At 47.1% G+C, this 20,842-nt stretch carries 17 protein-coding genes and 2 riboswitches; of the genes, 2 read left to right on the plus strand and 15 right to left on the minus strand.

Going from position 1 to position 20,842, the window contains the following annotated elements:
• Positions 1-15 precede the first annotated feature (15 nt).
• The 5 genes from sdaAA to ACQSGY_RS22110 all read right to left on the minus strand — a co-directional run bounded on the left by sdaAA (position 16) and on the right by ACQSGY_RS22110 (position 5,695).
• A complete protein-coding gene (sdaAA, locus tag ACQSGY_RS22090; protein WP_427180748.1) occupies positions 16-942 on the minus strand; it encodes an L-serine ammonia-lyase, iron-sulfur-dependent, subunit alpha in 927 nt (308 codons plus the stop codon).
• Positions 932-1,621 (minus strand): L-serine ammonia-lyase, iron-sulfur-dependent subunit beta, encoded by a 690-nt coding sequence (sdaAB, locus tag ACQSGY_RS22095; RefSeq protein WP_427180750.1) that lies wholly within the window; start codon positions 1,619-1,621, stop codon positions 932-934. Before sdaAB ends, sdaAA begins: the two co-directional genes overlap by 11 nt.
• A gap of 113 nt (positions 1,622-1,734) precedes the next feature.
• Positions 1,735-1,871: riboswitch (glycine riboswitch) on the minus strand.
• A 4-nt stretch (positions 1,872-1,875) separates the two neighbouring features.
• Positions 1,876-2,004, minus strand: a riboswitch (glycine riboswitch).
• Positions 2,005-2,384: 380 nt separating this feature from the next.
• Positions 2,385-3,476, minus strand: coding sequence for a LolA family protein (locus tag ACQSGY_RS22100; protein ID WP_427180752.1), 1,092 nt, complete (start codon positions 3,474-3,476; stop codon positions 2,385-2,387).
• Positions 3,477-3,512: 36 nt separating this feature from the next.
• The gene (locus ACQSGY_RS22105) at positions 3,513-4,976 is read right to left on the minus strand and encodes a sensor histidine kinase (RefSeq protein WP_427180754.1); all 1,464 of its coding nucleotides are present in this window, start codon (positions 4,974-4,976) and stop codon (positions 3,513-3,515) included.
• Positions 4,973-5,695 carry a response regulator transcription factor gene (locus tag ACQSGY_RS22110; RefSeq protein ID WP_427180755.1) on the minus strand — a complete coding sequence of 241 codons (723 nt, stop codon included), beginning with the start codon at positions 5,693-5,695 and terminating at the stop codon, positions 4,973-4,975. The genes ACQSGY_RS22105 and ACQSGY_RS22110 overlap by 4 nt, the downstream gene beginning before the upstream one ends.
• Positions 5,696-5,978: 283 nt before the next feature.
• Here ACQSGY_RS22110 and ACQSGY_RS22115 point away from each other — a divergent pair, with 283 nt between their 5' ends.
• Together ACQSGY_RS22115 and ACQSGY_RS22120 are read left to right on the plus strand one after the other, a co-directional pair.
• Complete coding sequence (locus tag ACQSGY_RS22115) at positions 5,979-6,560, plus strand: TetR/AcrR family transcriptional regulator (RefSeq protein WP_427180757.1); 582 nt, start codon at positions 5,979-5,981, stop codon at positions 6,558-6,560.
• A 20-nt stretch (positions 6,561-6,580) separates the two neighbouring features.
• The gene (locus ACQSGY_RS22120) at positions 6,581-7,207 is read left to right on the plus strand and encodes an HXXEE domain-containing protein (protein WP_427180759.1); all 627 of its coding nucleotides are present in this window, start codon (positions 6,581-6,583) and stop codon (positions 7,205-7,207) included.
• 109 nt (positions 7,208-7,316) lie between these two features.
• Here the strand turns inward: ACQSGY_RS22120 and pstB are convergent, their stop codons facing one another.
• The 10 genes from pstB to ACQSGY_RS22170 all read right to left on the minus strand — a co-directional run bounded on the left by pstB (position 7,317) and on the right by ACQSGY_RS22170 (position 20,751).
• The gene (pstB, locus tag ACQSGY_RS22125) at positions 7,317-8,072 is read right to left on the minus strand and encodes a phosphate ABC transporter ATP-binding protein PstB (protein ID WP_145405643.1); all 756 of its coding nucleotides are present in this window, start codon (positions 8,070-8,072) and stop codon (positions 7,317-7,319) included.
• Positions 8,073-8,084: 12 nt separating this feature from the next.
• A complete protein-coding gene (gene pstA, locus ACQSGY_RS22130; protein WP_111269280.1) occupies positions 8,085-8,978 on the minus strand; it encodes a phosphate ABC transporter permease PstA in 894 nt (297 codons plus the stop codon).
• Positions 8,975-9,883 (minus strand): phosphate ABC transporter permease subunit PstC, encoded by a 909-nt coding sequence (pstC, locus tag ACQSGY_RS22135; protein ID WP_184189150.1) that lies wholly within the window; start codon positions 9,881-9,883, stop codon positions 8,975-8,977. The genes pstA and pstC overlap by 4 nt, the downstream gene beginning before the upstream one ends.
• Positions 9,884-10,024: 141 nt before the next feature.
• Positions 10,025-10,960, minus strand: a complete 936-nt coding sequence (locus tag ACQSGY_RS22140) for a phosphate ABC transporter substrate-binding protein (protein WP_111269282.1) — start codon at positions 10,958-10,960, stop codon at positions 10,025-10,027.
• A 692-nt stretch (positions 10,961-11,652) separates the two neighbouring features.
• The gene (locus tag ACQSGY_RS22145; protein ID WP_427180762.1) at positions 11,653-12,945 is read right to left on the minus strand and encodes an arsenic transporter; all 1,293 of its coding nucleotides are present in this window, start codon (positions 12,943-12,945) and stop codon (positions 11,653-11,655) included.
• 168 nt (positions 12,946-13,113) lie between these two features.
• Positions 13,114-15,204: a methyl-accepting chemotaxis protein gene (locus ACQSGY_RS22150; RefSeq protein WP_427180764.1), complete on the minus strand. Its 2,091-nt coding sequence runs from the start codon at positions 15,202-15,204 to the stop codon at positions 13,114-13,116.
• A 176-nt stretch (positions 15,205-15,380) separates the two neighbouring features.
• On the minus strand, positions 15,381-16,445 hold the full coding sequence (locus ACQSGY_RS22155; protein ID WP_427180766.1) for an EAL domain-containing protein: 1,065 nt from the start codon (positions 16,443-16,445) through the stop codon (positions 15,381-15,383).
• Positions 16,446-16,660: 215 nt separating this feature from the next.
• On the minus strand, positions 16,661-18,934 hold the full coding sequence (locus tag ACQSGY_RS22160; protein WP_427180768.1) for a bifunctional 2',3'-cyclic-nucleotide 2'-phosphodiesterase/3'-nucleotidase: 2,274 nt from the start codon (positions 18,932-18,934) through the stop codon (positions 16,661-16,663).
• Positions 18,935-19,418: 484 nt separating this feature from the next.
• Positions 19,419-19,835: a pyridoxamine 5'-phosphate oxidase family protein gene (locus ACQSGY_RS22165; RefSeq protein WP_145405636.1), complete on the minus strand. Its 417-nt coding sequence runs from the start codon at positions 19,833-19,835 to the stop codon at positions 19,419-19,421.
• Between the two features lie 457 nt (positions 19,836-20,292).
• A complete protein-coding gene (locus ACQSGY_RS22170) occupies positions 20,293-20,751 on the minus strand; it encodes an NUDIX domain-containing protein (RefSeq protein WP_188593612.1) in 459 nt (152 codons plus the stop codon).
• Positions 20,752-20,842 lie beyond the last annotated feature (91 nt).

Below are 20,842 nucleotides of genomic sequence, written 5' to 3' on the forward strand. Positions count from 1 at the left end.
TTGTCTTGTTTTGCCTTAATCGGTACCTGGGATATCAGGTTTGTCTTCCGGCTCTGCCCGCTTCGCCTTAGGCTTAGCCAGCTTTTCCATCATTTTGCGTCCTGTAGGGGTCTGGGCCAGCCCGCCTTGCGCTGTCTCACGATGACGGCTAGGCATCGCACTGCCCACCTCCAGCATAACATCGATGACTTCATCGGAAGGAATGGCGCTACGCACCCCTGCCAGAGCCATATCTGCCGCAGCCAGTGCGGTAACAGCACCGAGTCCGTTACGCACGATGCATGGAATCTCTACCAGGCCAGCCACCGGATCACAGATGAGGCCCAGTGTATTTTTCAAAGCCAGCCCGACCGCATGCACGACCTGCTCCGGCGTGCCGCCGCGCAGCTCCACCATCGCACCCGCAGCCATACCGATTGCAGACCCTACCTCGGCCTGACAGCCGCCTTCCGCACCGGAGATGAAGGAGTTGTTGGCAATAACGTAACCGATAGCCCCGGCGCAGAACAGTCCGTTCACCAGATGTTCATCCGTCCAGCCAAAGCGTTCCTGCGAGCTGATGAACACACCCGGAATAATACCGCAGGAGCCCGCTGTTGGCGTAGCCACGATACGTCCCATAGAAGCATTCACTTCTGATACACACAGAGCGTAGGCCATAGCAAGCGCAGAAGCGTCACCGGAGCAGGTCTGCCCTTGGCGAATGTATTCGGCCATCTTTTTCCCGTCTCCACCCGTCAGTCCGCTGCGCGAGGTCGTATCTTCAGTGAGCCCCTTGCGCACGGCTTCCTTCATTACCTGGTAGTATTCCGACATCTGCTTCACCACGTCTGCCTCCGGTGTGTTCGTCTCCTGCACCTGCTCCTCAATCATTAGCTGCGCAATCGTTTTGGACTCGGCTGTGCAGATCGCGTTTAATTCATGCAAATGCTTAAACCGCATTCGGGTCAACCCCTCTCTTCAGATCAATCACACGAATGTCCAGCACGTGATCCAGCGAACGCAGTTTTTTCAGAACCTCTTCACTCGGAGGAGCATCCATCTCCATCGCCGTCAGAGCCTCTCCATCACGCGCCTTTCGATCCACCTGCATATAACCTATGTTCACTCCAGATGAGCTAATCGTTGAAGTGACCGAGGCGAGCACACCTGCCTTGTCCGCATGTCTTAACACTAAGGTCGGAAATTCCCCACTGATCTGCACGCGAAAATCATTCAGCGCATTCACCGACACACTGCCGCCGCCAATGGAAGCCCCCATTAATGAGCACTGCCGTTCACCATGCCAGAGTTCAATCTTAACCGTGTTAGGATGGGGAGCTGGTAGACCACTCGTATAAAATTCAACCTCCATACCCGCTTCGGCTGCATACTGCTCTGCATCCGGTATCCGCGGATCATCCGTAACATAATCGAGCAAGCCGCCAATGAGTGCCAGATCAGTCCCGTGTCCCTGGTACGTATCTGCAAATGATCCGTACAGTGTGAGCCGCGCACGTTCCGGTGTGCAACCCAGCCATTGGCGGGCAATACGGCCGAGCCTTGCAGCACCTGCTGTATGTGAACTGGATGGTCCTGTCATCGACGGACCGATAATTGAGAAAACATCTTTAAATCGCACGTTGTAACCCTCCAATTGGTTTCGTCATCGTTATTCAGACAAGACCGCCATAATGTTCCTGATTTACTGAATGATGACATCAAAAAAGGACAGAAGAAGGCCGTTAGCCCTCTCTCTGTCCTTGATACCTGAGAGTTTCATGATCGCAGCAGCGTCAGAACAAAGTCAAGTACGTTCCAGTACCCGCCTGTTACCGAGCTGATCAATCATATACCCCTTGGGTGGCGCTTCTTCTGCGCACTCTCCAGAGCTGCGTCCAACGATGGTACATTTACCTGAGAGATTAACCGCTATGCCGGGTGCATAACAGCTTGCTCCTTCGGTGCCTGAACCCGGCCTGTACATTACGTGCAGTCCGCTCAGGTCTCTCCCGCTCGTTATCATTCGCTTTATTCTGTTATTTCATTACGAATCACGCTTTTGGCATTCATTCAATCATATACAGATTAATATGCCGCTCAATTTATGTCAACTAAAGTGACGCAACATGCCTGTTGTAATAAAAAGGAATCCCTGACTGTCAGAAAGTAAGGATTCCTTCGTTTCTATAATAATATGCATTTTTCACTAGGACGTGTCTGAAAACTCTGAAGGAAGCAGATTTTGCTGAATTTTCGTTCCAAGCCAGGAAGTTTCCCGCAGGCGTGCCGGGGCACGTCAAGGGAAAGTGACGCAGCAGGGGGCGAAAAGGCGGTAAAAGATGCACTTCAGTAGGTTTCAAGACACGCCCTAATATTGTTCAAGGCTCACTATTCACAGGATATTATTTGTTTGGCTTTGCAAGCTGGAGCGCATCCACCCACGACAGCAGCTTCTCCTGTGTCCAGGCATCATTTTCTCCCATGATCGAATATCGCAAACCTTCCTCGCTCCATGACAGATTGCGAATCATGGACATGTACGAACCCTCCGTATCACGGATTGTTACTTTCTTTTCCTCTGGCAGCAGCTTTTCATCTACATTTTCCTCAGGTGCCTGGAATACCGTTATACTGATCTCAGGCTTGTTATTCTTCACATAATATAACGTCACCTCATCCCGGCTTTCACTCACGGACGAAGTCATCTCGATTCTCGACAATTCCAGATCCTTCCCTACATATTGCAGAAACGGCTGCCCCACTGCCTTCTCTGCTTCTTCCAGTGTTATCTCCTTGTTATTCATCACATCATTCATCTTTTGGATCTCAACGTCTGCAGGGATGTCCAGCGTAAACGTCTTGTCCGTGAATTCAGGATTGTAATCAATCAGGTCATACAGTACCTCCGATTTGGTATCCCCGTACGTACTGGTCGCTTTAATAACCATCCACTTCTTGGGGTCTATCCAGTATTCGGATGACATCGACAGGGAATTTTCATCCTTGGGTGTTAGTTCAATGTGAATTACCTCATGACCTTGAAGCGTTTCCTGGCCCAGCGTCTTCACGTTGTGGGAATCACGCATCCGTTCCAGTTGATCCACCAGCATCTGCTTTTGGGTTTGGTTAGGCTCTTGCTGAAACGAGGAGGAGTCCATTGAAAAAGCGGTCTTGGCCTCTTTCTCATAAATCAGAATCTCTGATCCGTTATGAACCGCATAACTTACATTTCCATCTTCCTCTGTCTCAACCCGCTGCTGTCCTGTTTTCCCATCTACCCATTCCTTCACCTGTACGGTATTTGTGATTTCCCCATCCGTCCACATCTTCAAAAGACCTTCCGCATAGTAGGAAGCCGGCTCTGACTCGGCAGCAATAATCTTCTCAATCATGTCATCCCCCGACATGCCAAGCACCTCCTTTTCCGAACATCCTGTTAACATTGAAGTGGCAATCAAGGCAGCTCCGAGCAGCTTCCATCCTTTCTTCATCATAAACGATCATCCTCCTTCTTTAATTTCTGTGTATTTTTACAGTTCCGGCAATCGGCACACAGCCGCAGTCCCGTATTGTTCCGAGGACCACATGCGCATATCCCCTCCATGCTTTAATGCAATCCTTCTGGCTATGCTTAATCCCAGGCCCGAGCCTCCTGCGAAGCCATGTCTCTCCTGCTTGTGATATTGAACATACGGCTCGAAAATTCGTTCCAGCTGTTCTGGAGGAATTGCAGGACCTTCATTTTGAACCACCATGATCGTTGCCCCGGTTCTGTAAGGATCAAGCTCCGCTCCGAGTAACGGATTCATCCATTCGGGGAGCTCCTCCACTGAATCAATTACAGCGAGTCCGATTCTACCTTCGGGAGGCGTATAACGAAGCGCATTATGCACCAGATTATCGGTCAGGCGCATCAGTGATTCAGGATGAATCCGGTAGAGATGATTCGTGCGTACAGACACCTGCATGTTGTAATGATCACGTTCCGCAAGTCCTCCGTAACTGCCCAGCAGCATCTCGAAAAACTCTTCCCCTTCCACCTCAACCATAGCGAGTTCCGAATCACTGGAGCCAAGCGCTGTATACATCTCAAGCTCACCGATCATCTGTTTCATACGTTCCACATTTCTCGCAATAACATCTTTATACTCCTGTCTCTCCAATCGTTCAGAACGGTTGTCCATGCTGATTGCCTCCGCATAAGCACTGATGGACATCAACGGTGTTTTCAGGTCATGAGACAGAGAGGCTACAATCATCTCTTTTTCTTTTTGCTGCTTCTCCACCTCTGCCTGAGTCTGCCTGACCGTTTGCTGCATCGCATCGAACTGCTGCAGCAGCGTACCCATCTCATCGTTCCGAATGTTTGCCCGTACAACATCCGGTTGTTCTCCACGGGCAAACGCATGCATCCTGTTCATCAAAGCTCTCATGGGAAAGAATAGCTTTCGGGATAGCAGCCACAACACCGTCCCATACAACAGTACAAAGAATAACACTGCTCCGCCGACAACCCAGGTTGTTCGAATCGATATGCCTTCAAGCCAGTCCTGACGCAGCATCGTTATCTCATAAATGCCCGCCAGTTCTCCATGATTCCAGACCGGTTTCTTCAGTGAAAATGTACGGTGACGAATCTGCAGGTTGTACAGGTTCCGGTATAATTCAGAGCTTCTTACCGTGTATCCGCTTGATGACCATGTATCCCCGCCAGAACTGTACACCCGAATGCCAGAGGGCAGATACAGATTGAAACTCACCTGTTCACTGGCAAGCTCAGGGAGAATTTGATGCTCGGGAGACTGCAGCTGGTACAGCTCCGGATTATCCAGTGCCTTCTCTATAGGAGCGAAACGTCCGGATAACTCCACGTACTCAGCTACTGCGCGCTGACTTTCATAATAGTTATACAAGGAAAACAATGCCCAGCCCGCAGCCACAGGCAATAACATGACAATCAGGAACGCAAGCATCAGCCAATATTTCAGCTTCATTCGATCCGCTCCCCAATAAAGCGGTAGCCGCTGCCCCATACCGTTTGAATCCAGCGCGGCTGATGCGGCTCATCTCCCAGCTTTGCGCGCAGACTTTTCACGTGTACAGTGACTGTGCTTGAGCTTCCCTCTGCCGGCTGGCCCCACACATGTTCATAAATTTCCGTTTTCGTGAATGCCCGGCCTTGATGCGAAGCCAGCAGCATAAGCAGCGCTCCTTCTTTTCCCGTCAGCTGCAGCTCGGTACCATTCAGCATCACCTGCTGATTCAGCGGGTGGATGGATAATCCGTCATTGTACTGCTGAAAAACAGAACTGGATGAGGAACGGGGGTGGCTCCCCTGATATCTGCGATATCTGCTCAGATGGGCTTCAATCCGCGCTGTAAGCTCAGCCAGGCTGAAGGGTTTCGTGATATAATCATCCGCACCTAGGCCGAGCCCCTTCAGTTTACTTTCCTCCTGGTGACGTGCACTCATGATTAATACGGGAACATCACTGATTAACCTGACATGTTTGCATACGGTAAATCCGTCCATCTCCGGCAGCATCAGATCAAGCAGGACAAGCTGATACTCCCCCTGTCTGAAGTCCTCCCAGCTCTCCAGTCCACTTGATGCCCAGGTTACTGCATACCCTTCACGGCGCAGATGATCCAGCAGAATACGGGCTATTTCCGGGTCATCCTCTACCAGCAGTATGTTATCCTTGTCTGTCATTGCGCTTTCATCCTCCCATGTTTAAAGTGTAGCGAACAATCCATAAGATTCTGTAAAGTTAATACTTTCTTTATAAATGCCAATTACGCAAAGCTTTAGCAGGAAAATAACCCCATTACAATGCTTCAAGCCTTGCATTTTTGTTATTTCAGGTCAAACCTCACTATAGATGTTACCCCAAATGTTGGAAAAAGTTTATTGAATTTAGACAAATTGAATGTTAAGATGTATCAAACAACGTTTTAAACAATGTTTAAATATAACGAGAAGGGAACAAGAAGCTGTGGACAAGAACAATGAAACCAAAGAGACTATTCTTCAAACTGCACTGGAGATGATCAAACAGGAAGGATTCGAGAAGATCACCATTCGCAGCATTGCCCAACGTTCGAATACAAACGTATCACTGGTGAATTATTACTTTGGCTCCAAGGATAAGCTGATTAGCGAGGTGATACAGATTCTGCTTTCTGGTTTTCAGGAATCTTTCGAGGTACTGGATGACTTTACTTTGCCACCCGAGCAACGCTTGAAACGTTTTTTGCTGCATTATGTACAAGGAATAGAGCAGTACCCTGAACTGCTGTCACGAGTCATTACCATGGGCGCCAATTTATTTGCGTCACAGCAGGAGTATGGAAAGTTTATGCGGATGATTGGATTCGACAAAATCAAGAGTCTGCTGAAAGAGCTGACCAACGAACAGGATCAAGACATTCTAATGATGATGGTGATGCAAGTCTTCGGTGCCGTGTTCATGCCTGCACTGATGAGACAGACTCTTGAGGCTGGCTCAGGCATCGAAATGAAGCCTGTCGAGCGTCAGATTGACCTGCTGCTGGAACGTTATTTTTTCAGAAAATAAGATGTGAGGAGAGATTACTCATGAATATGCTGCGTAAATACTGGCCTGATCTGGGGATGCTGTTCGCGGCAGTAACCGCAATCGGCATCGTTATGAATCTTCGTACCATGTCCGAACTGAGTATGATCTTGTGGCTTAGCTTCATCGCCATTCTGGTGCATCAATTCGAAGAGTATCGCTGGCCCGGCTATTTTGGCGGTTTATTTAACATCGTTATATTCAAAAGCGAACAACCTACGCATTATCCGCTGAACCCGCAGTCTGCCATGGTCATTAACCTGGTTATCGCCTATGTTTTTTATCTTCTGCCCGTCTTTTTCCCAACCTTCATCTGGATGGCACTGGCCCCGATCTTTATGGGTTTTTTTCAGTTTGTCTGGCATGGTCTATTCGCCAATATCAAAGCCAAAACATGGTACAATCCCGGCCTGTTCGCCGTGCTGGTTTTCCATTTCCCAATCGGTGGATGGTATCTGTATTACATTACAGAACACAAGCTGGCAAGCACCACCGACTGGATCATCGGATTGGTGTACTTTGTAATCGCTGTGTATCTCCTCATTATTAAAGGAAATATGTGGCTGAAGGATATCCATTCACCCTTCCATTTCTCCGACAAACAGCTGGGACCATATCACAACAAATGACTGCATCATAAAAAAAATACCCCATAGAGAGACGTATCAAGTGTCTGCTCTATAAGGTACTGTTTAAAATGTTTTACTGTGAAATTTTCATACACCAATCCAGCAATCATTAACCAAAACGACCCATAATATATTCCTGTGTCAGACGGTTGTCCGGATTGGTAAAGATATGCTCCGTATCCCCATGCTCAACCAGGCTGCCCAGGTAAAAATAAGCCGTATAGTCCGAGATGCGCGCTGCCTGCTGCATATTATGCGTAACAATGACAATGCGCAGCTCCTGCTTCAGCTCGGAAATTAATTCTTCTACCTTGCCTGTTGATACCGGGTCAAGCGCAGATGCCGGCTCATCGAGCAGCAGAATCTGCGGATCTACGGATAACGCCCGTGCGATACAGAGACGCTGCTGCTGACCACCCGACAGTGCCAGAGCCGAGTCATGCAGCCTGTCTTTCACTTCATCCCACAGAGCGGCGCGACGCAAGCTTTTTTCCACAATCTCATCCAGTGCTTTCTTGTTTTTTGTACCACGGTAGCGGGGGCCAAACGCGATATTGTTGTAGATGGATTTATGAAAAGGGTTAGGCTTCTGCCACACCATACCAATCTTCTGCCGAAGCTTGATTACATCAGTGCCCGGTTCATTCAGGTCGTTGCCATCCATCCAGATATGTCCCTCCGTGCGAGAACCGGCAATCTCATCATTCATCCGGTTCAATGAGCGGAGAAAGGTGGATTTGCCGCAGCCGGAAGGCCCGATCAGTGCTGTTACACTGGACTCCGGGAAGGTAAGGCTGATCTGTTTGACCGCCTGGAAATGCCCATAATATATGCTTAACTGTTCCGTACCGAAAGGTATGGCCATGTCGGTTCCTCCTTATTTCGAAGCTGTCATCCGGCGATATACAACACGGCCGATCCAGCGTGCACTCAGATTAAACGCAAGCACCAGAATAACCAATACGGCCGATGCACCTGCTGCGATCTCTTTGGAATCTGGTCCAATGCCCTCGCTGTTGACTTTCCAGATATGCACAGCCAATGTTTCAGCAGGACGGAGCGGATTAATTGGCGATCTCGGGCTTGTCGGATTCCAATCCGTGAAGTCCAGCGGCGGGCTGCTCATTCCGGCGGTAAACATCAGAGCAGCAGCTTCACCGAAAATCCGGCCAGAGGCCAGAATCGTTCCCGTGATCAAACTTGGCAGTGCCACAGGCAGCAGAATTGACGTAATGATTTTCCATTTGGACAAACCAAGAGCCAGCCCCGCTTCCTTCTGCTCCTTCGGAACAGCACGGAAAGCTTGCTCCGTCGTACGCACCATCAGCGGCAGGTTGAAAATAGCCAGCGCCATAGCACCCGATAAGAGAGAGAAACCAAGACCGAACGTATTAACAATTAATAATAGTCCGAACAAACCAATAACGATAGATGGGAAGGACGACAATACTTCAACAACCAGACGAATGAAACTTGTAATCCGTCCCGGTTTGGCGTATTCCGCCATATAAATACCACCGCCCCAGCCGAGCGGGATCGTAATAATTAACGTGAGCACGAGCAAAAATATAGAGTTAAACAATTGCGGCCCAATACCGCCGCCGCCTTTGAGCAATTGTGGAGCACTCGTCAGGAAGTGCCAGTTGATCTGGCCGATTCCCCGGAAAAGAATGAATCCGAGCAGCCCGAGCAGAAGCACAACGATGAAAAGAGCGAGTACAACAATGACACCTGTTGCAATTTTATCTACTGTTTTTGCCTTTAATTTCATACCCGGTTTCTCCTTTCAAGCAGGCGAACCAGAATGACAAAGACAAAGGTCATTACCAGAAGCACAAGCGCCATACTCCAAAGTGCATTGTTATGGACAGAGCCCATCGTGGTGTTGCCCATACTCAGTGTAATTACACTGGTCAACGTGGAAGCCGATTCGAGCAGAGATGTTGGTACATGCGGTGCATTACCGATAACCATCTGTACCGCAAGTGCCTCACCGAAGGCACGGGCCATGCCCAGAACAACCCCGGTAAGCAGCGCAGGCAGAACAGTCGGAATAATGACCCGATAGATCGTTTGCCAGCGTGTTGCACCCAGTGCATAGGACGATTCACGCAGCCCTTTAGGAAGCGCAGACAGTGCATCTGCCATAATGCTGGTCACTGTTGGCAGAATCATGACGGACAATACAAGGCATCCGGCTGCAATCCCGACACCCGCACCGCCGAACATGCTGCGCAGCAAAGGTACAATGACACTAAGACCAATAAAACCGTAAACAACCGAAGGAATACCAGACAAAAGCTCGATCGCAGGCTGCAGTATTTTTTTACCTTTACCCGGTACGATCTCTGTCATAAAGAGTGCTGCACACAGGCTAAGCGGACTTGCAATCAGCGCTGCCAGAAAAGTTGTAATAAACGAACCTGTTATAAAAGGCAACGCGCCATAGGCCGCAGGTTCTCCTGTTGGATTCCATGTTTTTCCTGTTAGAAAATCACTCATGCTTATGCCGTTCTGGAAAAATGTCGACAGCCCTTTTGAGGCTACAAAATATACGATGGAAAACATGACAACGATCAGGAAAACGACACAAATCGACGTATAGATTCGTCCCGTCCACTCTTCCCAGTAGTGCTTCTCTCTCAAGGGTCGGCGTGACTTCACTTTGCTATTCATTGCCGTTCCCCCTCCGGTCTGTTCCATAACAACCATCCTTCTATAGTGGAATTGATGCAAAATATGGGATATTTTCAGAGCAAACTGCGTAAAGAGGCAGGACCTGAGTCCGCCTCTCTCGCTGTATGCGCAAGTTAAAGATTATTTCGTCACGTTACCTGCTGCATCGCGTTTAACTTTCATACCAGACACTGGGATGTAGCCCAGCTCTGTTACGTCTTTTTGTTGAATTTCATCACTCAGGATGTAGTCAAGGAACGCTTTGGTTGCAGCATCCGGCTCACCTTTTGTGTACATATGCTCGTATGCCCACACTGGATAAGCACCGGATTCTACGTTTTCTACAGTTGCTTCCACACCTTCATATTTCAGAACTTGCAGGCTGTCGTCCAGGTAGGACAGGGCCAGGTAACCAATTGCACCTGGAGTCTCAGCTACAAGCTTCTTAACTGTACCGGAGGAATCCTCTTGAATCGAACCTTGGATATCTTCAACTTTCGTACCCAGCGCAAATTTTTCGAATGTTGCACGTGTACCGGAGCTGCCTGGACGGTTTACGATAACGATTGCTTGATCTTTACCGCCAACTTCTTTCCAGTTCTTCACTTTACCAGAGAAAATGTCGATCAGTTGTTGTTTGGTCAGATCCGTCACACCTGCATCTTTATTGCTTACAGGAGCAATCGCAACTACAGCAACCTGATGATCTTTCAGTTCACTTACTTTAGCAGCGTCATCGATTTTTTCTTCTGCAAACACGTCAGAGTTACCGATGGTCGCTTGTCCGTCAGATACTTGAGTCAGACCAGTACCACTACCGCCGCCTTGCACTTGCACAGTGATGTTCTTATATTGATCAACTGCCATAAATTTTTGTCCAGCTTGATCTACCAGTGGCTGCAGTGCTGTTGATCCAACAGCCAGAATGTTACCGCTGAGTTCAGCTGCAGCAGTACCTTCTCCTGATCCATTGCTTGCGGCACCATTTGTAGTACCTGCGTCGTTTTTCGATCCGCATGCTGCAAGCACCAGTACGAACGTTAAGGTCATCAAAATAAACGGCAACTTTTTAAACATGTTTTGTTTTCCTCCCCCAATGTAGTGATGGCGTTTTGTAAATTTGTGTGATCACCATCAACTCTTTAATCATTGTAGTTTTGGTATGTCATCCGAAAATCAATGTTTTGTAAACGCAATGTTAAAAATTCGGGCTGTGTATGAATGAAGTTGGACTAGTATAATGCGTTTAAAATAGGACTCTGTGCAGTCGTTCCGGCTACGGATCGTTCTTCCGATCGCTGTTGTCTCCGAATTTTTATTGATTTTATTTTCTAAATGTAAACATTCGGAGACAAAGGCGACACTTTCGCTTCTTCAGAATTATTCAATATGCGGACAAGTTTCAAAAAGCGCCGGGTAGCCGCTTCGGGAACGGACGTTGCTACAATCGCTGTTATCCCCGGATATATTGGATTCCATTCTTCCAAGGAATATATCCGTTGATAAAGGCGACCGCTTCGCTTTTCCACAATCGTTCCGTTCCCTTCGCTACTTCGGCACTGGCTGCGCTCAGATCGCTAGAAGAAGAAATGATTGTCTTCTTCTATATAACAGTCTTCTATGTCAGGCAGATAAGAACGAAAAAAATAGTTCAATAAACAGCAAAAAAAGGCTGTCTCACCCGAATGTGCATCGCACATCTGGTCAAACAGCCTTTTTACAGAATCATATGTTCATTTTTAATGTTTGATATGATCAACGCATCTCTTTTACCCCAAAATCCAAAGCCACAGTGCCAGCCCTGCCAAAGTAATCAGCAGCGTTGGAACAGTCAGGATGATGCCTGCCTTGAAATAGTATCCCCACGTAATCTTCACATCTTTACGGGACAATACATGCAGCCACAGCAAGGTCGCCAGCGACCCGATCGGTGTCATCTTCGGTCCCAGATCGGAACCAATGACATTGGCATAGATCATCGCTTCACGTATGATACCCTCGGTATGTGCTCCTTGAATGGCGAGCAAATTAATCAATACGGTTGGCAGATTATTCATCACTGATGATAATACAGCAGCGATTACACCCATCCCCAATGATGCGGCCAGCAGGCCGTAATCGGCTATAGCATCCAGCCAGCCGCTCAAATAATCGGTCAATCCGGCATTGCGCAGACCATACACGACGATATACATCCCCACCGAAAAGACAACAATGGACCATGGTGCTTCCTTGATTACCCGCTTCAGATCAACCGCTTCGCTTTTACGTGCAAGAATACCGAACAGCAGCGCTACTGCGCCTACAATCACGGAGACAGGAATCGGCAGAAACTCACTGGAGGCGTAAGCCACCAGTAGCAGTCCCAGCATAAACCAGGCGATTTTGAACACCCGCGGATCACGGATTGCTTCCTTTGGATCACGAGCAGCTGTGACATCATACGTAAGCGGAATGCTTTTGCGATAAAATAAAAACAGCATCGCCGTACTCGCCGCAATGGAGAACAGATTGGGCACGATCATACGTACGGCATATTCTACAAATGTAATGCCGAAGAAATCGGCAGAGACAATGTTCACCAGATTGCTGACGACCAGCGGCAGCGAAGTTGTATCTGCGATGAAACCACTCGCCATTACAAAAGCCAGCACCATACGCTCATCAAATTTCAATGCACGCACCATTGCCAGTACGATCGGTGTCAGAATAAGCGCTGCTCCATCATTCGCAAACAAGGCAGACACAGCTGCTCCAAGTAAAATAGAGTACAGGAACAGCCTGCGTCCGTTCCCTCCTGCCAGCCGGGCCATATGAAGAGCGGCCCACTCGAAGAACCCGGTTTCGTCCAAAATCAAAGAAATCATAATAATGCCGACAAAGGCAAGCGTAGCATTCCACACAATGGAAGCCACATCCGAAGCATCATTTAAACTAACAACACCAGCGGCCAGAGCAAGAAGAGCGCCTCCTGAGGCACTCCAGCCTATCCCGATTCCACGCGGCTGCCAGATGACCATTGTAATTGTCAAAACAAAAATCAGTATCGCTACATATACCATAGTTCCTCCTGCTGCTATCCTGACTCGATATGCGTATCGTTCTATTAATAAAAGTACAACGTACACTGGCTTGTAAGAACCAGACGATATATTTATACAGGTCCGCAGGAGGAATGTCTATCTTTATTTTCTGCAAGCTTATGAAAAAATGTACTTAGCCTGACTTCATCAGGACTTATCACTGTCTTTGGCTTTATCATCATTCATCTTGAACATACCCAGCAGACCTTGCAGCTGCTCTGCCATGTTATTTAAATGTGCAGAAGATGAGGCGATCTCTTCAACGGAAGCTAGCTGCTCCTGTGATGATGCCGAGACGGACTCGGTACTTGCTGCTGATTCCTGCGTGACATTCGATATGTCGTTCATCGTTTGCACAACATGGGAGGCCCCCTTCTCCAATTGCTTTGTCGTCTCTGACAGCTCATCCAGTGTGTGAACCGCATCCTCAACCGCTTTACGAATTTGTTCAAAGGATTGTCCGGATGTATTCACAGCCTGGAGACCTTCATCTACCCGGCTTTGAGCCGCATTCATCGCCTTCAGAGCTGAATCCATATCCTGACGTATATTGTGCACAAGCTCGCCAATCTGCCCTGCAGAGCTGCCTGACTCTTCAGCAAGCTTACGAACCTCGCCAGCAACGACGGCAAATCCGCGTCCTGCATCTCCTGCTCTGGCCGCTTCAATGGAAGCATTCAATGCCAGCAGGTTGGTTTGCTTCGAGATCGATGCAATGACGTCAACCATACCGCCGATTTCAGTAGTACGAATATGAAGGGATTGTACAACATGACCTAATTGCTCAACCGTCTCCTGAATAATGTTCATCTGTTCCACAGCTTGTCCCGCTGCTTCATTCCCTGAAGAAGCTGCCCCGGATGTATCCCGCATTGAAGTTGTGATGGATTGTACTCGCTCTGACATCAGCCTCACATCTTCTGCCATATGATTGATCTCTTCAGAGCCTTCCTTCACACTGCTTACCTGCTGCTCTGCTCCCTCGGCAAGCTCCTGGATCGCCATCGTTGAATGCTCAATCGCTTTCGTCGTTTGGTCCGCACTCGCAGACAATTCTTGTGAGGATGCTGATACCTGCTCTGCGGTTTCCTGAACACCCAGAATCATCATTCGCAAATTATCCACCATACGTTCAAAGTACTTTGCCAGTTCACCGATTTCATCCTTGCGTGTACTGTCCATCTTCACGGTCAGATCACCCTTGCTGACTGCTCGTGCATTTTCCTGAAGCCGTTTGATCGGACGGATCATCGATCCAGTGAACCAGATAATGTAAATGATCGCCAGAAGTACAGAAGCAAGCAAAACAATAAGCGTAGCCAAACGAATCTCCTTGCTTGCGTCCGTTACTTCACTTTTGAACATCGTTCCTGCAATTTTCCAGCCTGTTGCTTCATTTGTAGAGAAAATCATCGTTTTGGCGCGTTTATCAAATATGTATTCGAACTGACCTTCTTTACTCTTATACATTTGATCCATTGCACCGCTGGTATCCTTCGTACCTACTTCCTGTACAGGGGAGACGACATAATTCTGATTTGCATCAAGAATAATGACATATCCTTCATTACCTACCTTCATGTTGGCCTGTTCACGAAGATCTGTTAAGTCGAGTGACAGACCAATGACAGCTGATTGATCCTTTAACGTTTTGGAAATAAACACAACTGCTGCTCCGTCGGTATTTTTGGTGACCGGGGAGACTGCAACAGTGCCCGGCTGGCTCATTGCCAGTGTATACCACTCTCGTTCTCTGGGATCAAAAGCTTCTCCGCGCTGACTGCTTTCTGTGGGTTTTCCCCGAACCATGACGCCTTCTGTCGTGCCTACAAAAATATTCAAAGCATCAGGATGTAATCCCAAATACTGAGCAAGCTTGGTCTGAAGCTCTGTACTATCATTTTCTCCTTTAATCAGGGCCGGATCGAGAGAGTCCGAGAAATAATTGATATCATAAATTTTGCTATTCACCTGGCTCTCTATAATTTTATTCACGGTTTTTACGCTCTGCATCGCACTATCGTTTAACTGCTCTTGTACTGTGTCCTCCGAGATCGTTAAGGTCACGAAGCTAATGGCCAAACTCGGCACGATCAAGACGATCAGAAAGGAAAGCAGCATTTTGTTTCGAATATTCCAGACAAATGCTTTTTTCTTACTCTTCTTTTTATTTTTAGCTGGTACTGGTTTGGATTTTTTTCCGGCTTTCCCTACCTGATGCTTCTGGATTTCATTCATTTGCATATCCCCCTTATAATTTCCAAGCCGATTTTTCTCTCTATGTATGAAGTATCTTATGGCTTATGTTATATATCGGCTAACAACGAGATTTATTTGATAAAAAAAGCGCACGCCAAGCAGGCCACTTCCACAAGAAAGCGACCAGCCTGGCGTTACGGGATGTAACTGAATATTTATTTTGCCGCTCTGTAAGACGGTCCCAGGTAAGGACCATCCGGCGGATGAGCTGCAGGTTTACCAAAATAATAGCCTTGAGCCAGCTCAATTCCTACGGAACGACAGAAATCAAACTCTTCAATTCGTTCAATACCCTCAGCAAGTACTTTACCACCAAATTGGCTCGATACCTGCATTATATTCAGAATCTTCTGCTGTTTTGCCCGATCCTGATCACAATGATCAATCAGACTGCGGTCAATTTTGACAAAATCCGGCTCTAAATTGCTCATTAAATCAATCGTGGAATATCCGGCACCGACATCATCCAATGCTACGCTCATGCCGTTAGAACGATATACTTGAAAAATATGCTGTAGCGTCGACAGATGCTGGATCTGTTCGGTCTCGACAACTTCGAAAACAAAATCCTTTGGGTCCAGCGAAAGGCGTTCAATGGCTTCGAATGTATGTGTTAAACAATATTCAGGATTGTAGATAGAGGAAGGCAGAAAATTAACAAAACGTTTAACACCTTGAGGCAGGTGTCTGGCACTGGTTTCAATCGCTGTAATACGTGCAGTTCGGTCCAGAAAGGAATGTAGTCCCGTTTCTCTAGCCGCTTCAAACAGTTCATATGAGCTAAATGATCTGCCATGTTCACCCGGACGGAGCAAAAATTCAAATCCGATAATATGCTCTGAGGCATTTACGATCGGTTGCATATAGCTGCTGAATTGCCGCTCCAAAATAGTAGAAACAATATCCGCATGTTTGATTCTGGAGTGCTGCATGGATAAACTGATCCAATCCCCCCCAGCATCACTGAATGGTCTTTCCACAGCAGGTTTTAACTGAACGCTCACAGCATTTGATAACGTTTTCTCCATCTCCATAATCTCTTCCAACCGATCCAGCAGATCTTGCGTGTCGGAAAAATGGAACCAGAGCATTTTCTCAGAAAATTCAACCTGCCTTCCCTTGGCTTGCAGCGCTTCCAGCAAAGCAGGGGAGACGGGGCGCAGGTACAGCGTACCTTGACCCTCTATCGGATAGATCGGACTGCAGCCACTGCAATTCATGTAGAACCCCCTTGCCAGTTTATCAAGCTGTATCATTAATGTTACCAAGTTTATACCCAAAGTTTGTAAATAGTATATCATGGGTCTTGAAATTAATCTCTAATGTTTTCATGACTTCTATACGACGGTTATAGAAACAGATGTATGCGCTCATTCCACAAAAAAGACCGGCAGTCGGATGACTGCCAGTCTTCATCTGTACCCTTTATTAGACTCTATGAAGCAGGAATGACAATTTTTTGTCCAACCTTCAGGTTATGCACATTTGTAATTTTGTTGGCTTTAGCAAGTACACGCCAGTCCACACCATATTTCAAGCCGATGCGGTACAGGTTGTCTCCTTTTTTCACAACATAAACCACTTTTGAATTCACTGCCGGCTTCTCCGGCTGCGGTTTAGGTGCTGGTGCAGGTTTCGGCGTTGGTGCCGGGGTTGGTTCTGGCTTCGGTGTTGGCGCCGGATTGGTTTCTGGTTTTGGCGTAGTTGCAGCCTCCCCTGTCAGCTTCAATCCGTATTCCGCAAACCCGTCTTTATTCGTACCGATAAAGGACATTGCCGGATTCGCTTCCACCAGTTCTTTGGCATCTGGAGAAGAAGCAAATACCACTTCAAGATCATTCAGTGCTGCAGCGGTTACACCTGCAGAAGGTTTGATTGGTGCCAATGACCAGTTGCCATCTGCTGTTGGATTAATCGTTTTGTTCTCACGAATATAGTCGATAATCACTTGACGGTTCTCATCCGGTGCAGCCAGAACGATGCGTTTGCCGTCCGGGTTAGCCAGTTTGGATGAAGACGCACGATAGTTATTCGTAGCAACGATGAATTTTTGCTCCGGATCAACCGGTTTGCCTTCGAAGCTCAGGTTTTTGATACGACTTGCTGAAGCGTTGACAACCGTTGCTTTGCTGTCGTATTTAGCTGGCTGTGTGACATCAATCTGGTAGGTTACCCCATCGATAACATCAAAGTTATACGTTGGGAAATCCATGTTAATTAACTGCTGCTGACCACCTTTAGCCGGGTCGATCTGGTTGAACTGGCCTGCTGACCATTCCAGCCACTCTTTCAGCTCAGCACCATTAACCATTACAGCATGTACCGTATTTGGATATACGTACAGGTCTGCTACGTTTTTGATCGCAATTGTACCTTTAGGAATGTTGGTGTAGTATGATGCACCGGAACGTCCACCTGCTTTGAATGGAGCCCCGGCTGACAATACCGGAATATTTTCATAATCCGTACCTTGCAGCTTCTTCTCCACGTACCATTTCTGTGCATTGGTTACGATCTGAATGGATGGGTCATCCTGCACCAAAGCAAAGAAGCTATTGATTGGTGCCGTTGTTTCGCCAACCGGACCACGCACATATTCCAGTGTACCTTCATGCTCATCATGAACCGCATCCACAATCGCCTGGTCAGCATCTACCAACGGCTTTTTGTTTGCTGTGTCATAAATGGGGCGAGCCTCTGTTTTGGAATCGACAACTTTCCACTTGCTATCCACTTGCTCCAGATCCAGGTCAATGATCCCGAGATGATCACCCCAGAAACCTGGCTCCACCGCAGGAACGCCGTTAATTGTGCCCTTCTCCAGGTCTACACCTTTTTTGTCTTTGAAGTCTGCACTAGGGAATACTTTGTGGGCATGTCCAAACAAAATGGCGTTAATGCCTTCCACTTGGCTCAGGTACAGCACAGAGTTCTCCATCAGATCGGTTTGAGGAATATCCTCAAAGCCGGAGTGAGGAATAGCAACGATAATATCCGCACCTTCGGCCTTCATTTTTGGAATGAATTTTTTCGCGGTAGCGATAATATCCTTGGCAATGACCTTGCCTTGCAGGTTAGCGCTGTCCCATTGCATGATTTGTGGCGGTACAAAGCCGATCACACCTACTTTGATCGTATGCTCCTTGCCACTTTCATCCGTTACTTTTTTGTCCAAAATTTTGTATGGTGTAAAATAGTTTTTGTCATTGGTTTCATCCTGATCACCATCGTCTACGTAGACGTTAGCGTTGATATAAGGGAAGTTGGCTCCCTCCAGCGTCATGTCAAGAAAATCGAGACCATAGTTGAATTCATGGTTACCGATATTGCCTGCATCATAGTCAAGCAGATTCATCGCTTTATATACAGGGTGAGTTTCACCCTTTTTCAGAGGATCAATCTTCGCTACAAAATCACCCATCGGGTTCCCCTGAATCAGGTCACCATTATCGAACAGCAGGCTGTTCTTCGCTTCTGCACGGGCTTTCTTGATCAGCGTAGCTGTTTTCGCCAAACCATACTGATCTGTCGCTTTGTCTGAATAATAATCGTAGTTAATCAGATTGTCATGAATGTCCGTTGTTTCCATGATCCGCAATTTAACTTTGGCCGCATCTGCAGCCGACACAGGTACCGGAAATACCGCAAGCACGTTTAATGCAACGAAAGCGGCAGTCAGGCTTGATAATACTTTTTTACTCTTCTTCAAAATAACCCCTCCCGGTTATGTACATCGAATCATGCCATATTAGCAAACAACAGGCACAGAAAATAATAGATTTCATGCGTTGTGCATGCTGATAATCGGATGAGCATTCATCTGTAATTATCAGGTTAGTTTATCTCACATGAACATCTATTCATATCTGTGCGCGTTATTTACACCTCAAATCATAACGTAATGTTAAACGGTTGAAAAGCATTAATTTTTACATTATCCGTACATAGTTGGACGGGTTTATATTTTCATGCGTAATTTCGACAATTTTCTCGGTTTTTTAGCCAAAATATAGGGAATATTTCATTCAAATTTCAAATGTTACATCATTATAACACCACGCACGGATTAGTCATAATCTGCATACCAAAGAACCCGTGAACCCATAAAGGGATCACGGTTAATAGGATTGATGTTATTCATCGTCTGACAACAAGTCTGCGCAATCATTGAATTACGAAGACGTGGCTGTGCATTACTGCTCCCACACATGATGCTCGTGGTCTTTACCTGTATATTCAATTCGTGAAGGAGTAATATCCAGAATGACATAGTTGGGATCATTCGGTCCATCGAACCAAGCTTTCAGCTCATCATTCCATACTTGCTCACGCAGGCCTTCATTTTTGGTCACTTCACAGGTTCCCTCGATCTCCACAACTTCCTTGGAACCTCCTGCCTCGTAACCAAGCAGCAGGCTGACATTCGGATTGTTCTCCAATTCCTCCACCTTGTGTGTACGGCGGTTGGTTGCCAGGTGAATATTCAGACCATCGTTGAAAAGAGCCATATAGCGGGATTTCGGTTTTCCATTCTCAACGGTCGAGAAGCTGCAAAACGGGTTATGTTCCAAAGCCTTCACAATGTTTTGTTCCAATTCATTCTGGTTCATGGGAGATGCTCCTTTCGGTTTGGGGGGGATGTTTGCAAGCTTGGCTTTGAGGCTCAGAACCAAAAACTTATGCAGGGTAACCGTTACAGTGCCGAATCGTTCTTTCGATCGCTGTTATCCCCGGATTATTATTGAATATTTTTCAGTGGGGCATAATCCGGTGATAAAGGCGAACGCTTCGCTTCTCCAGAATCGATTTCGTCCCTTCCACTACTTCTGCATGCTTCCAATGGTATAAGCAACTCAAAGCCCAAAAGCTCTTTAAACATCTTAGGTTTAATCTTGTAGTAGATTTACGTCTTTTAATCAGACATAGACTATCTGTTTAGAGTTCACAGTAACCTGTTTGATGTACAAACAGCTGTACTTATAGTGTACCCGCCTCACCTATGTTGAATCCCTGAACCCGAATGTATGCATAAACATGATGAAGATTTATTTTTCATAAAAGGAACTTCTAGTTTAGATCCCCAAGGTAAATACGCGGTTCTCCCTTTTTCAGCAACAATTCACCGATTGTCTTGGGGTACAGGCGGATGTCCTTCAGCGCTTCAAGTGCAACCCATTCTACCGCCACCTGATGATCATCCGGGTTCGAGCCTTCAAAGACAGAAGCCTTCGGATCAACCAGGCTGCATGCAAAATAAAATTCTACCTGATGGATATCCGCATCCCACTCGGCAAATTCATGATTTGCACCGATGTATTCCCGGATATGCAGCAGTTCTCCCACATCCACGGCCTGTCCGATTTCTTCCAGACATTCCCGGGCAACCGCATCCTTCAGCTCCTCGCCTTTCTCCTGCCCGCCTCCAGGAAAAACATAAGCATCGCCATACTGGTCTTTCAGACGAATCAGTAACAGCCTGCCTTCCTGAACGATCACCGCTTTGGCCGAATTTCGTATGGGTTTCATCGTATATCATCCCTCATTTCACATCTATATAAGTTGGACTAAAGATTTCACACAATCCACTCCGATGACAGAATAACCTTCCAATCGCTAT

The sequence above is a fragment of the Paenibacillus sp. TC-CSREp1 genome (genome assembly GCF_050171015.1).
Classification (GTDB): domain Bacteria; phylum Bacillota; class Bacilli; order Paenibacillales; family Paenibacillaceae; genus Paenibacillus; species Paenibacillus silvae.